Below are 15195 nucleotides of genomic sequence, written 5' to 3'. Positions count from 1 at the left end.
GGCTCTTGCGCGCCGGGGCTGTTCCCGCCTTGGCCCAGCTGGAGCTTGCGGGCCTGCATCAGGTTCATGACCATCTCGGGCCGCATGACCGCATCGACCATCTGGTTGACCAGGGCCAGGCCCAGCATGGCGCCGAACGATTCGGCCCCGCTCATCCCTTGGCCGGTGGACTTGAGCACGAAGGCACCCATTTGGCCTTTGAAGCTCTCGCGCAGTTTGGGGTAGTCCACCCGCTCGTTGAAGGCGTCGGCGTTGCCGGTGTCTGCCGCTTCCTGGGTGGCTTTGACCGCCAGGTAAGGCGAGTAGTACCAGTAGCCGCCGGTGGCTATACCAATCGTGACGGCCAGTGCGCCGATGAGCGTGGACTTCATGGGGGGCTCCCTGGAGGTGTTGTGCCTGTGGGTTGCGTACTGGTCTCAGATGACACATTCACACTTTGCCACAGCCGTCACACCACCTCGGTGGCCTCGATCACCAGCCGGTGAATGCGCGCACCTTGTGTCTGGGCGATGGCCCGCAACCGCAGTTCCTGGTCCGACTCCACGGTGAGGCGGCAGTGGTAGTCCAGTCCATCGGCCGGGCTGTGGCTGTCGATGCGCCGGCCCCATTGGCGGCGACCGCCGATCTCGAACACCAGTTCGTGCCAGGGGTGGAGTTCAGTGGCCGCCACCTTGACTTCCAGGCTCACGTCGATGTCGAAGGTGCGGGATCGGTGCAGTGCTGCGGGCACGTTGAGCACCGCCACCGAATCGCCGCCGGCATCGCACGTCCAATGTTCTCGTTTCATCGCGGTGGGCTCCTTCAACGCTGCCGCTGGGCTCGCCGGAATTCCCAAGACGGTATGGGCTTTGGGTCTTTCTACAGTCCACACACCTCGGGCTCGGGCTTCGTCTTCGACCCGGGCATAGTTTCGGCGTTCTTTCTGCGGTTCTTCCCGTTCGTACAACACACGTTTCGACGAGCTGCTGACGGTGGGTAAAACCAGCCAGCCAACCATCCTGACAGGACCACCGGGAAAGGTCTAAACCCTGTTTTCCCGGGGCCATCTCGGATGGCCAACAACCTTCCAGCCGCATGCAATCCATGCCTCCGGGGCCTCCTACACTGCCAAAAATTCAGGGGGTGAAAACAGTCTTGGAGATGATCAAAAAAGAAAAAGTAGAAGTTCAGACCGTCGAACCAGTCACTCCCGGGGGCAGCCATCACCGCCTTGCCAGCCTCCACGTGACACGTTCTCACGTTCGCTATGCCTCATCTTCATCTCCACCTTCAGACTATCACCTCCGGATTTTTGAATCTCACATTTTCGTTTCAGTGTCCGGCTTTTTCCTTATTACTTATGTAGTACTGCCAAGCAGGCAAAAGACCCCTGCTTCCCTATGAGCAGGGCACCCGGTTGCACGTCAGATGTCCTCCCAGATGTCCTTCATCTGATCGCCGATGTGCGTCACTTCATGGGCACGTGACGGTCAAGTTTCTTGAGCTTGTCACGCACCGTGACGCGCCCCAGCTCGGCTTCACCCAACATCAGGGCATGCAACTTTGCAATCTGAATCGGTGTCGCTGACGAACCCAGCAACTCCCGGGCAAACCACAACATCTCGTAGCTACGCCGGTGCTCCAGCATACGGGGGTCGCGCTCGCACCACTCACCCAAAGCGCGCTTGAACCGGGCAAAGCGCCCTGCCTCTTTGCCGCCCGATGCCCGCCAGCCATCACCCAAGCTCTTGCAGGTCGCCTGCAGTCCAGCACCCCGTATGGCCAGCAGTTGACACTGCTGCAAGATCGTCAAACTCAGCGCCTGATCAGACCGAAAGCCCTTCCGCCACTTTTTGCCCGAGATCGCCCATGCCGCTTCGAGGTTGAAACGACTCGGGTCTGCAAAGAGCGCAACATGCGCTGCCTCGGTCGGTGACAGCGACATTTGCGTCGCAAAGCACCAGTGCAGGTCGATGACCACCTGATCACGGTGGATCAGCTGGTGAACAGGGTCGTTGTGCGGCGCCCCCGACACCAGAGCTGGCCGATACGCTGGGGCCAACCTCCCCACCTGGTTCAACAGCAGCGACTGCTCGCAGTACGCTGCGCGAACCCGCCGGTAGTCTTTATGGCACGCCAGCTCTTGGGCAATCAGGTGCAGCTCGCGATGGGGATTGCTGTCATCAACCAGTTCCGGCACTTGTGCGAGCGGGAATTCGTGATCGACCAAATCCCGCACCGTCGCAATGGGCTCGACGACCGGGCTGGGTGCAGCCACCGCAACGCCCGCCACGGGCAGGCCCTCTACCAGCGCGGGTGAGCGCTCGTCCGCATCTCCAGCTTCAGCGGTCATCGGCTGCGCGTCCGATTCGGTCGCATCGATGTCCACTGGGTCATCTGCAATGACGCGCTCCGCCCCGGGGCTTGCTGCTGACGAGCCGATCTCGCGACCAGCAGCCAGATCAGCCAGATCAGCGAACAAAGCGTCAAGCTCGATTTCCTCGGGGCTCTTTACCCGTTTCCCACCGTGCTGCCGGATCGTCGCCGCCATTTGCTTCGCTTCCGCCAGTGTTAGTGTCGGATGCGATGCGGTTTCAGCCGCCGCCAGCTTTTCCTGCTTGTCGCGTTCCGCGCGACGCTCGCGCTCTTCTGCCGCCCGCTCATCGAAACAGCGCCGCATTTCCAGTTCGACCTCACGCTGTGATGCAGGTCGGTAGTTCGTCAGGTCAATGTCCATTTGTAGCCTTCAAGGTCACCAAGAAGCACACAACTTCCCGCAGTTGGTGGTGAAGGCCGGTAGCGATTGCTGTCGCTTAGGTGCGTTTCGATGGGCCCATGTGCCCGTCAGGTGCAGTCGGGCTGTGTGTACCCGTCACCCATGTCATGCGTGGTTGCCGCAGCCATTCCCCCCGCCCGCACTTTTCCATACCACTGGGCCCGCGGCCGAGACTACCAATGGTTGCTGAGCCGTGCGAACGGGCTGCGCTGATGAGTCAGCGGTGACTGAAGCGAGCCCATTATAGGAAGCCGCCACACCAACACCGCCAACATGCCAGCCTGGTGTTACTCGCGCTCAAAGTTAGCCGACCTGAACTTCAGCACGCCACAGTTCTCCTTGACAGCGCGTTGTAGGGCAGCCCCAAACCCCTCACGGTAACGGGCTTCGATTTCGACCGTGATCTTGACCTCAACGCCAGTTTGCGCGGTGAAGTTCTGTATGACCTCGTTGACGATGGTCGAAAAATCCAGCGTCGCGGTGTCCGAGTCCAGTTCGACCGTGCCAAAGAAACGGTTTGCCAGGGCTGCCTCTGCCGGTGGTTGACCCACAGGTTTTACCGAGGGCGGTGTCACCACAGGGGGTGTACCGGGTATGGGGTCTACCACGGGCGGTTTGCGCGCGCGCTCTTCTTCATCGAGTTGCGCCTGGTACGTTTCAGCAGCGCTGTGCTCAATCAGCCAAGTACCGTCACGCACCGTCACCAGGGCGTTCTGCCCGTAGGTGAAGCCCAGCCAGCGGTCACCATCCTGCTCATCAGCAAACGCAAAACTCTCCCGCTTTGCACAGCCCGCCGCCACAGCTTGCTGAAACACGTCAGCGTTCAGCAGCCGGGGCAGGTACAGGTATTGGCACGTGTCCTGCCACACCCTCAACGCGGGCACCGCACCCACACCTTCTTTGAAGTACCACTGGTTCAGCACCCGGCTCAGGTGAACGGGCGACCATGCGTAAACCACCCACTCCTCCTCCTTGAGCTTGTTTTCGATTTCGTCCACCAAGCTGGGTGCAGAAGCTGTCACCGCTACCGCCTCCCACCGCAGCGAGAGCTTGCCACGGGCCATCTCTTCGCCGGGCACCATCAGCCAGCGGTAGGTCTCGCGCACCATCTGTTTCAGGGCGTCCTCAGCCGTATCCATCGCACGCTTTGCCTGGTCAGCCTGGTAGGTGCCCAGGTCCATGCGCCGGTTCGCCACGTCTTCAACGATGCTCTTCCAAGCCAGGTAGGTGCGTGCAGCGTCACGCAAGCGTTGCACTGCGTCGCCGTCGGGCGCCAAAAAGATCAGCCGGTTGCGCTTCAAGCGGGGCGCATCGCCACGCTTTTCCAGCATCTCCGTAGCGGCCAAGATGGCCGCGCTGTCATCGTTGCGCCGGTAGCCCGCAGTGGGGGGGAGCACCACCAAGCGTGGCCCCAAGCCAAAGTCGTCGGGCACATCGGCCGACGGGGCGAAAATGTGGATGCCCGCAAAGTGGTTGTTCTTAGAAAACACGCGTCCCACGCGGTCACGCAGCAGGGGCATCACGTCATCGCCGTCGGTCAAGTTCGCTTTGCGACTCTCCATCTCCCGCCGCAGGTTGGGCCGGGTGTCAAACCAGTAGCTGTCCTTTTCGCCGTACAGGTAGTGCAAGCGGTCACGCAAGCGTTTGATCACGTCTTCGTAAGTGCCCACCGCTTGCCCCGGTTGGGCCGCGCCCAGCAGAATGCCTTCCACCTTGATGCCGCGCACCGCCTGCGTCGAGCTCGAGGGCGCACTGCCTAGAAAGATCGTGCGGGCCACGCGTCGGGCCGCCTGCACGCTGCCAAAGCGGGTGTCGTGCCCGTCAATGTCCATTGCCGCCGAGCGGGGGCCGTCAATCTCACGCTCAATCACGGGCTCCCAGCCTGTTGGCAGGTAGTGAATGCTCTTGTTGCGCACCACTGCGTCTTCCAGGGGCAGCGAGCCGGGCATGATCAGCGGGTCTTTGTCGTTGCTGTTCCACAGTCGGTGAATCACGATCGCCATGTACTGCAGCACGCCCCGGGTGCGCTGAAACTTGTCCAGCGTTGACCAGTCCTCGTACAGCCGGTCAAACACCTCGGGGTGTATGGGGTAAGACTTTGCAATGCGTTCTTCATAGCGGGCCTCTTGGGCTTCCGCGGGGAATTTGGTCGGGTTCTGCCGGTACAGCTCCCCGAACGCGCGGGCCACCGCACGCAGCTGTGCCGGGTCGCCCACGTTGTCAAACAAGCGCCGCCGCACGATCTCGAACGCCTCTTCCGTCGCCACGGGCTTCCACACCGACTCGACTCGGCCGAAATACTTCTCCAGCACCTCCAGGGCGCGCTGCCCCTGGGTGCCCGCCGCTTCGGTTTCTGATTCGGGCAGCGATGCCAGCAGAATCGCGTTGGGCACCGACTTGAACGCTTCCGTCAGGGCTTGAATGAAGGTGATGTTGCTCTCGAACGTACCACCGGTGTAGCTCTTGCCCGACTCGAACTGCCGCACGTAAGCCACCAACTCGTCCAGCAGCACCACGCACGGAGCCGCTTTGTGCAGCAGCCCAATCAGCGCCTCCTTGCCGGGGGATGTGCCCGCCTGGTCCGCTTCAGCCAGCAGGGCGTAACCCTCACCGCCAAGCAGCTGGGCCGCCAGTTCACCCCACAGGGTGTTCACCGTGGTGCCCGCGTGGGAGCGGGGCAAGCTGGGCGAAATCTTGATGCCGTCGATCACCGCCACCTTTGCCATGGGCAGCGAGGTGATGCCCGCCGCGTCCAGAATGGGCGGGATGCCGGCCAGCTTTTCCGTGGGACAAGTGCGACTCGCCAGGTGGTATACCGCCAACAGGGTGTGGGTTTTGCCGCCGCCGAATGCGGTTTGCAGCTGAATCACCGGGTCACCACCGCGCCCCGACAGCCGCTCGGCCACGCTTTGCAGCAGCAAGCGCATGCCTTCGGTGATGTAGGTGCGGGCAAAAAACTTCTCGGGATCTTGGTATTCGGGCTGGGCCGCGCGGTCTTTGACCTGCGAAATGTCCGCAGCAAACTCGCTTTGCTTGAACGAGCCTTCCAGCACGTCCTTATGGGGGTGGGCGACTTCGCGCCACGGTTTCACGGTCATTTTTTCAAGCTCCCTTAAACATCAAAACCCAACTGTGCGCCACGCTGCCCAGCTTCCATCGAAGCAGCCACCACCGCGTGCCACGCCGTGATCAGTTCGTTGTACGCCCGGGCTTCTTCCGCCCACTTCTTGCGCTCGCACAGGGTGTACAGGTGATACGCCAACTGCCGAATGGGCTCTGCCTTGTCGGGCATCGCGGCCAACAACGCACCTGCAGCGCTTTCTCCCTCCGTGTTGAGAGCGCGAATCAGGTGGTGCGTCGCTTCCCACACCGGGGCACGGGTGTCGCCCATCGGGTCCCAGCCGGTCTGGTATTCCGCCCAGCGCAGCAAGCGCACCTTGCCGCCACCGCTTTGCACCACACCCGCTTCTGCCACACCCGCCACGCTGGTGCCCTTGCCTCGGGCCAGCACGTCCGCCTCGCCAAACGGGCCCTCCGCCCAGCCGTACTGCTCAAACCAGCCGTTCGCAAACAGGGTGTCAGCGTCAAAGCTGCCCGCGTCGGGCGTCAGGTACTCGGTGATCTCGCGGTTGATGAGTATGAGCGCGTCATGCACGCTCATGGGCGTTCCGTTCTGGTTCAGCACCGCCGCGTATTGGCTGTAAATGCCCATGCCGGGGCCGATCGCCGCCTGCGCCAGGTCCACCGGTGCAATGGGGCTTTGCCCACTGGTGCCGCCGATCATGGTTTCCAGCGCCTCGGGCAGATGCTCGCGCAACTGGCGCTGGAACTCGCGGCGGCTGATGGTTTCCGCGCTCGCGTCACGTTGGCGGCAGACCAGCACAATGCTGCTGGCCAGGGCGTTAGTGCCCGAGCCGATCATACGGTTGCCCAGCTCGGTGCGCATGGGCCAGGTGCCAGTGAGCGTGAAACCCGCACGCAGCACCGCTTCCAAAAAGGTCTCCCAGCCCGTGCTGTGGGTACCAGTTTCGTCGCTGGTGTCGCTTTGCTTGAAAGCATAGTAAATGGTGACAGGAAACGCTGGGTGAGCCTGCTGCGCCAGGTTGTGCATCGCAGCGGTCATGCCGTCCATGAAGAAGGTTTCGGCCTTCTCTTTGCTGCCGTGGCGGTAAGGGGTGGCCACCAACTCCTCGGCCTTGGGCACGGCCAGCGTGGCATACAGGTTGGGGTAGATTGGCCGCAAACTACGGCGCAGCCAGACGTAGAAGAAGTCCGACAGGTCAGCGTAGCCGATGTTGTCGTAGTACGGCGGATCTGTTGAGATGAGCTTTTGAGCGCTGACGGTTTGGGTCTGGGCGTCGGCTTGTTGAACACTACCTTTGGAAATTGGGGCAGCAGCAAGTACAGCCTTAGAGACAAGCTCAGTAGCACCCACATAATTGCCTGAGGCACGTCCTAGGGGGTTTGACTCCGCAAAGTCCCACGTCATCGGCAAAGCCTGCCGACTGAAAGTGTTGATTACCCCGCTTTGGGTAGGTGTAGGGTCCCACCGTCCAAGCGATGAGCCCCTATCGACCACCTTATCCAATGCAAAACCCAAATACACCCCCACAGCCTCCGCATAGGCCATGGCCCCACTGCCGCCTGCGTCCAGCCCCCGGCCATCGTCGGGCATACCAGCGACCAGGGCATCGGCGCGGATGCGAGCAATGGCTTCGGGCACCAGGTCGGAAAACGTGGTCAGCGCTACAAGTTGGCGGGGAGTAAACAGGTCGCCCCAACTCGTCATGCCGTAGGGGGTGCAGTTACCGCCTGTCATGCGGGTTGGAATGTCACCCGTCGGTTTCCATGTGGGGTGAGCTTCCTGGGCAGTGACTTCGTGTTCGCTGGTAGGTGCCAAGTAAGCACGGTTGCGCTGGCCTTCGGCCACAATGGCCATCAGCCGTGTTCCTATGCGCCCAGCCTTGCCTTCAGCCTTGATGTAGTCCCCGGAAATCGGTGTTCCGGACAACAGGCAGACAAAGTTGGCTCGTGCCAGCTTGGTGCCATTTTTGGCACTTTCTGGCGGCTTCCCCACCTTCACCTCAAAACGGTAGCCGTCACCCTCTACCACGGGTTCCACATACGCTTCCTTGCCCGCTTTGCTGCTCAGTATGAAGGTGCTCGCCAGGGGCACGTCCACATGGCTGAACGCAGGGTTGGGGCTTTTAACGGTGCGTGCCCACAGCCACGCAATCACGGTCAACTTCTCGCCCACCAAGGGCTTCAGGTCGGGGCGGTGGGCTGCCATCTCTGCCGTAACCTCCACCTGCGGGTACAGGTGCCCAATGCGCTGCTGGGCTTGCTCGCGCATCCATGCGCCGTAGCGCCGCACGTCTTCCGCCAAGCCACGGGCACCGCTCCAGTCCTCGAAAGCGTTTTTGGTCGCTTTCTTGGTGCCACGTTCCGCCTCAATTTGTGGCCCCACCGGGGTACGCCCTGCAAACCGGGGCGGGATTTCAATCATCGCTTTGTTGATCGTCACCGCTACCGGGTTCAGGTCGCTCGCGTAGCTCTCCAGCCCCAAGCGTTGCGCCTCCAGGGGCAGCGCGCCGCCGCCGGCAAACGGGTCGTGAAAGGCCGGCAGTTGCTCGGGGTCAAAGCCCGGTTTGCCCTTGTTCAGTTCGCAGGTTTCGCGCCAACTTTTAGCAATCGCCGCCCGGGCGCGGGCCAACACCTCTTCGTTGTTGGTGTTCTCCCAAAGCACCAGGTCGCGCAGTATCTGAAACAGCTCTTCGCGCTCCGCGTCCGCCTGGGCTTTGGTTTTGCCCGCGTAATAGCCGCGCTCGCCACCGGGGTCGTTGACCATCTGGGCAAAGATGACCGCACGCGCAGCCGCCAGGGGGCGACGTGCCCACCACAGGTGCAAGGTGCTCGGGTGGCCGTGGCGGATCGACTTTTCGCGCGCCGAAGCTGCGTTGATGTCGTCCAAGGGCAGGGCGACTTCGATGAGTTTCTTGGGACTTTTGACGGTAGCCATCAGGTATTCAATTCCAGTGCGTGGGGCGCTGCAACACAAAACCGTCTGCACGGGTCACGTTGTTGGGCAATTGCGACTGTCGCAGGTTCGCCTCACCCAGCGTGAACGAGCCATTTGCAGCATTGCCCAGGTCGAACGACCTCCGGTGGGGCGGGAACACCGCAATCACCCGCTTGTTGGGAAACAGGTTGCGCAGCTGTTTCACGGGCGTGGTCAAGTCGCTGTCAGCCGAAATCAGCAGTGCGGTGTCAAAGCGGTCAGCGAATGCGTCAGACAGCATCTGCACCGCAATGTTCACGTCTGTCATTTTTTCTTCGTAGTCCATCCACTGGGCGCCACAGCTTCTGCATTGCTTGGGCTTTTCCAAGTAATGCCCGTAGTGGATCTGCACGTCGGGCAAAGTGGCCAACGCCTCAAGGTAGGTGTTTTGCCGCTGAACGTCGCTGGTGTTGTGTGCGTTGGTGCGTATGCGGGACGTGAAGTAATGCACCTGTGTCAATTGCTGGTCGGGCTTGAGCAGCGCGTTGCCCAGGGCCACCAGGTCAAGCCAGTAGTAGCGCCGCCATTGCTTGCTTCGTAAGCCGAAGTAGAGGTTGAAGCCGTCTACGTACACCATCACCCGCTTCATGGGCGCCCACCTTGTCTTGTTTTTGGGAAAGTGTGTAGAATAACAAGCTCAAACCCCGCCAGAGATCGCATCTCTGGTCCGACGCCTCCCTCGTGGGGGCGTTTCCTTTTGTGCTGCCCCAAGACGCGAGCATGGTGCTTACGCATCTGCACCCAGCAATGCAGCCTCTGCCAAGTCCGCGCGAATGGTCTCGCCAGCCTCCGGGACGCGGGCACTGTCCTTCAGCACCACGTCGAGCCGCTGAGCAATCAGCCGCTTGCGGGCCTGAACAAACTCCAAGAAGTTGAACTCCTCGTACAGCGCAGGGTCGTTGGGCAAGCAGTGTTTTTGCCAGAATTCAGCAGTACGGGTCGCCACCCAGTCTTCCAGGTCCATGCTGTAGTAGTCACGGGCTTCGTCGTCGGTCAGTATCATTTGGTTCGCCAAGCGAGCGCCCCAGCTTTGGTAAACCCCGATCTCCTCGGGCTGCACACCCTGCAAACGCAGTCGGTCTTCCAGCAATCTGAACGACGGTATCACCTGTACCACCTGCCAGTCTTTGATTGACCAATCTTCGCGGTCGTACAACAGATTCAAGCACAGGGGTGCCACGCGGTGCTTCATTTCTTGGGCGACGAATCGTCCCACCGCCGTCTCGTCATAGGTCATGTCTCGCCCGCGGGTGGTCATGCGCGTGCTCAACTCTTCCACCGGGAAGTACGCCTGCAGCTTCAGGTGCTCGTTCAAGCAGCGCCGGTAGAACTCCATGGTCACGTTAGCTGCCCCGCTCAGCACGCCATGAAACAGCACCGATGTGATCCAGCGCCGTATCCGCCTTTCATCACCGTCGGGCACGGTCCAATCAGCTTCTGGGCGCCCAGCATTAACCTTGTACAGGTAGCACGCTATCAGCATGACAGCGTTGACCCCCGTCAGTGCTCCGCCTTTGATGCCGAACTGCGCGAACAGATCGGTCGCCATCAACAGCGCGCGCTTGACCCTCTGCCACGTGTTCTCAATGATCGCGATGTTGCGTGGGGTGAAGTTGCGCAGCTGAAAAGCGAAGTCCAGATCGTTGAAGAACAGACCTGAGCGCAGCAGATAATCGCGATCGAATGCGTTTTCTTGGTCCAGCTTCTTACGCATCGCGTAGGTGATCGATTCGGTTTCCGATCGGGCGTTGAACTGATCCCAGCGCAACGTGATCATTGACATCAGCAGATCCGACTTGCTCAGCTTGGTGCCGCCGTCATTCGCCCGAATGAAGATGTCCAGCACTTTGTCGTAAGACTGTTCACGTTCCAGGTAATACGCCAAAGTCTGCTCTTCATGCACGACCTGCCAAAGACGGTGCAGGTTTTTTCTCAGATTCGTTTGCCGGTTGCCATCCAAGTCAGGGTTGAGCAGCAATAGCCGGTCAATTGCCGCTGCCAGCTGGTCCCGGTCGGTGATTTGAATGATTTTCGATACGGGAAACCAGAGTGCCGTCGTATCGTTCTTGGGCAAGCGGTCCGATGCGACAAACTTGAAGCTGTAGTACAGCTCTCGAACCTTCAACCCGTCAGTGTCTTCCTCATCATCGTCAGGGGAATCGAGCAAGTTCATCAACAAGATTTTGTTGATCCAGCCCGCACCTTTACCTCTTGCGCCATTGCGCACGGTGTAACTACCCTTGAGACCGATGAGCAGCGAAGTAAGTCGCTGCTGACCATCAAGCACCAACGTTGCTGCTTTTTCTGGGGGCAGCACTGCTGGGTCGTTGTGAATGTCCCCGTGCTTGAAGTTGTTGACGAAGCGGTAAATGTCCCAGTCCCCAAAATGATCGGGCGTCAACTCCCAAAGCATGAAGGTGTTGATGGGGTATCCCCTCATCAGAGAATCGAACAGTTTGACGATCTGCTCAGGTTCCCAGACGTAAGGGCGCTGAATGCTGGGAATGAAAATGTCGGTGTTGATTCTGGGCAGCAGCTCGCAAATCCGTGCGCCGAAATACTTTTGCATAAGTAGAAACTCCCTTAGTCTTTGACAGCTTTGCTGAGTAGCAAGCTCAGATTCAGATTCACGCTGGTGGTCGCCCAGTCGGGCTCCTGGGTAAACGGTTCATTCACGTAAAACGGGCCTTCAATTTGATCGCCATCCACCAGCACGATGGCCAGAACAAATTTCTCTTTTTGGTTGAGCCCATGTCGAATTTCGTTGCTGGTGACTGTAACGGTGTCCTGCCCCTTTGCTCGACCCTTGACTTCGACGTGACGCTCCAGCGCCAGCCCTTCGGGCTGATCAATGTAAACAGTGATGTCCCAGCCGCATTTGTCAGCAGACACATCTTTGGTTCGGTGACCACGAGCGTGTTCAGCATCAAAAACCGCCTGCATCGCCATGCGTTCAATGCGAGCTCGTGCCACAGCATCAGCGCTGAAGTTAGGGGTACCGCTGCGTTCAGCCAGCATGCCCGCAGGGATGACCAGCGCTCCACCAATGACATTGGGGCTGCCTGATACCACCTGCCGCATCGCCTGTAACTCTGCGGTGCGCTGTTTCAAACGGGCCCCCAATTCTTCAGCACGACGCCGCGCGTTGTCGGGTTGAAGCCGGGGCTGTTTGCCTGCCCGAACGTCCATGTCCAGCTTGATCGCACGGTCCGACCAGTATTGAATTTCCTTGATCAACCGCTCACGCACCGCAGCCAGTTGCTTGTCCGCCTGTCGTTGTCGCCTGCCCGCAACCTCTTGCGTGTGCTCAGGTACCAAGTGCTCTACCGCATACGAAAGCGCCCGTGCTTCAATTTGTTGCGTCACCCAGTCTGCTTGCAACACGTCCGCCACCAGCTTTACTTGATCGGGGGTGATGGGCACCAAATCCAAGTGACGTGCAAACGGCGCAGGCGCAGCAGCACCATCGGGTCGCATCTCCACAAACTGCATGCGCCGTGACACGTCTTTTTGGACTTCGCCGCTGCCTTCGCGCACGCTGTGATCCAACATGAACAGCACTTTGGGTTGGTTGCCGTCGTCGTGAGGGTCCACCAGCACAGCGCCGCGCTTCAACAAGCTGCGGTGGCTGCTCAGCACCAGGTCGGTCACCGCCGCCATCAAAGGGTGCCCAGGGTGTACCAGGTCGGCTGTGGGCTTGCCGTACAGCGTGCGGCTGTCGCGGTCAAAGCAAATGCGTTCGTACTTCTTCAGCACTGGGGTACGGGTATGCCCAATCACCCGGTCGCGCTCGATCACATCTGCGGGCACATGCCGCACCTCGTAGCGCCCAGCTTCGCGGTCGCGCAATTCGCCCCCCACCACTCTGAACGCCTCGCGAAAAAACGCGCTGATAAAGTGGGGTTGCAGCTTGCGCGCCTCGGCCTTGTCCATCTCTTCCCGGATCGCGTATAGGTCGTCCAGGCTCATGTGGTTTTCCACCAGCGCGTTGCGGGACATCAGGTCTTTCAGGTGCTGGGTGTCCAACGCCCGGTCGATCACCTGCTCCATGCGCGCGCGGGTTTCGGGCAGTTCGCCGTAGCGAATAGCGTCGATCAGCAAGTCCTTGAGGGACACGTCCTCAAACGCCTCGCCCAACACGTTGAACACCCGTCCACCCAGGGCCTCGCGCTCAATGTCCAGCTTCTCCAGCAGCCGCCGGAACACCTCGCCCTCGCGGGTCTGGGCTGCCACCAGGTTCCACAGGTGGCACACCTCGCGTTGCCCAATGCGGTGAATGCGCCCAAAACGCTGTTCCATGCGGTTGGGGTTCCAGGGCAGGTCGTAGTTGACCATCAGGTTGGCGTTCTGCAGGTTAACGCCTTCGCCCGCAGCGTCCGTGGCCAGCAGCACCAATACGTCCGGGTTGTTGCGAAACGACTCCTGAATCTTGCGTCGGTCGTCGCGGTTGGTGCCACCGTGAATGGTGACCACAGCTTCTTCGCTGCCCAGCGTGTCGCGTATGCGCAGCAGCAGGTAGTTGAGGGTGTCGCGGTGCTCGGTGAAAACGATGATCTTGCGCCGTCTGCCGTCAGCGGTCAGCATTTCGGGGCGCTCTTGCAACAAGCGGGAAAACTCTTCCCACTTCTTGTCGCTGCGCGACTGCACCACCTGTGCCGCCTGCGCTTCGAGCTCCGCCAAGATAAGAATTTCAGCCTGCAGCTCTGGGATGGTTTCCGCCGCTGTCGCCTGGTCCACTACCTGGTCAGTCAGGGTTTCGTATTCGTCTGCCGACAGGTCGTCTGATGCGTCGTCCAAGTCGTCGGGCACGTCGATCTGCCGCTTGACCACGTATTCGCCCAGGTTCTCGCGCAACACGTCCGCCCGGGCCTTCAGCTGCAGCTCTTCCAACCGTGCCTGCAGCTTTTTGTGTCTGCGCATTAGCGACGAGTAAATCGCTTGTGGGCTTGATGCCAAACGCCGTTGCAGCTGGGTCAGGGCGAAGCCTACGGTGCCCTTGCGCTTGCCGTCCAGGCGGTCCGCCCGGTCCATCTCATTGCGCACGTAGTCGGTCACACGGTCGTACAGCAGCACTTCCGCGTCTGACAGGGTGTAGTTAACCGTGTACGCCCGCCGCTCCGGGAACAGCGGCTTGCCGTCGAATCGCAGCAACTCCTCCTTCACCATGCGCCGCATCATGTCGGTGATGTCAACCTTGTGCGCGCCCTCGCGGAACTTGCCATAAAAGCGGTCGCCATCCAGCAGCGACATAAACAGCTGAAAGTCCTCTTCCTTGCCGTTGTGCGGGGTGGCGGTCATCAACAGGTAGTGCCTGCATAAACCACCCAGAAGCTTGCCCAGCTTGAAGCGCCCGGTTTCGTTGACTTTGTTGCCGAAGTAGTTCGCCGACATCTTGTGGGCTTCGTCCACCACAATCAGGTCCCACTCGGTTTGCAGCAGCAGCTGCTGGTATTCCTCGTTGCGGGAAAGCTGGTCTAAGCGGGCGATCAGCCGGTCTTGCTCCGCAAAATAATTGCGGCTGTGGCACTGCTCCTGTTTTTCACGACTGAACAGCTCGAACTCCAAGCCGAATTTTTCGCGCAGTTCGTCTTGCCATTGCTCTGACAGCGAGCCGGGGGAAACGATGAGCACGCGCCGGGCATCCGCGCGCATGGTCATTTCTTTGATCAGCAAGCCCGCCATCACCGTTTTGCCGGCTCCAGGGTCGTCTGCCAGCACAAAGCGCAGGGGCTGTTTGGACAGCATCGCCTCGTACACCGCCGAAATCTGGTGCGGCAGCGGCTCCACGTTCGAGGTGTGCACCGCCATCAGTGGGTCAAACAGGTGCGCCAAGCTGATGCGGTACGCCTCCAGCGCCAACTTGAAGGCGGCCGGGTCGGCATCAAAGGCCCAGGCCCGGCCAGCCGTGGCCAAACTCAAGCGGTGTTCATCGCTGCGAAAAACGGTCTGCTCGTCCAGTTTGCCGTGGGCGTTGCGGTACGCCACCAAGCGGGCGTTAGGGCCGATCTCCTCCACATTGACGACCTTAACGACCTGATCGGGCAACAAGCCTTCAAGTTGCGCGTCCCTGGTGATGTCTTCTAGTTTGAGCATGTGACAGCTTGCTTCCGTGACAGATGAACCCGCTCACAGCAGGCCAACTTTTTGCAGGGCATTATGCCGATTCTTAAACCTCAAAGAAGCCCAACAGCGAGTGGTCAGAGCAGCCTCTATCAACCCACACAGGACTTCCAAATCGACACAAACCATGAGCATGCCACCGCTGCGTATCAAATTTCGATACGAGAGCACTTGCAAGCTCAAACAATCAGTTGAGCGCCCGAAGCCGAAATTCCTGGGAAAAGACGACTCCCCCAAGGGTCGAAGCTGGTGCCGTACCAAA

The 15195-nt window shown here is 60.2% G+C and carries 8 protein-coding genes; all 8 read right to left on the bottom strand.

Going from position 1 to position 15195, the window contains the following annotated elements:
• On the bottom strand, positions 1-371 hold a 371-nt coding region (locus HA630_RS20355; RefSeq protein ID WP_166837256.1), incomplete at its 3' end, for a DUF2939 domain-containing protein.
• A gap of 77 nt (positions 372-448) precedes the next feature.
• Complete coding sequence (locus HA630_RS20350) at positions 449-787, bottom strand: hypothetical protein (protein WP_166837254.1); 339 nt, start codon at positions 785-787, stop codon at positions 449-451.
• A 660-nt stretch (positions 788-1447) separates the two neighbouring features.
• The gene (locus HA630_RS20345) at positions 1448-2716 is read right to left on the bottom strand and encodes a hypothetical protein (protein WP_166837253.1); all 1269 of its coding nucleotides are present in this window, start codon (positions 2714-2716) and stop codon (positions 1448-1450) included.
• A 326-nt stretch (positions 2717-3042) separates the two neighbouring features.
• Entirely contained in the window at positions 3043-5853 is a 2811-nt protein-coding gene (locus tag HA630_RS20340) for an ATP-binding protein (protein WP_166837252.1), read from the bottom strand.
• A 14-nt stretch (positions 5854-5867) separates the two neighbouring features.
• Positions 5868-8774, bottom strand: coding sequence for a DUF1156 domain-containing protein (locus tag HA630_RS20335; protein WP_166837250.1), 2907 nt, complete (start codon positions 8772-8774; stop codon positions 5868-5870).
• Positions 8775-8781: 7 nt separating this feature from the next.
• Positions 8782-9402: an NYN domain-containing protein gene (locus HA630_RS20330; RefSeq protein ID WP_166837249.1), complete on the bottom strand. Its 621-nt coding sequence runs from the start codon at positions 9400-9402 to the stop codon at positions 8782-8784.
• Between the two features lie 138 nt (positions 9403-9540).
• The gene (locus HA630_RS20325; RefSeq protein WP_166837247.1) at positions 9541-11382 is read right to left on the bottom strand and encodes a DUF262 domain-containing protein; all 1842 of its coding nucleotides are present in this window, start codon (positions 11380-11382) and stop codon (positions 9541-9543) included.
• 14 nt (positions 11383-11396) lie between these two features.
• Positions 11397-14906: a helicase-related protein gene (locus tag HA630_RS20320; RefSeq protein WP_166837246.1), complete on the bottom strand. Its 3510-nt coding sequence runs from the start codon at positions 14904-14906 to the stop codon at positions 11397-11399.
• Between the last annotated feature and the right edge of the window lie 289 nt (positions 14907-15195).

This window comes from Aquabacterium sp. A08, assembly GCF_011742065.1.
Note: the sequence above shows the minus strand (reverse complement) of the source record. Positions and strands in the feature narration are given on the sequence as shown.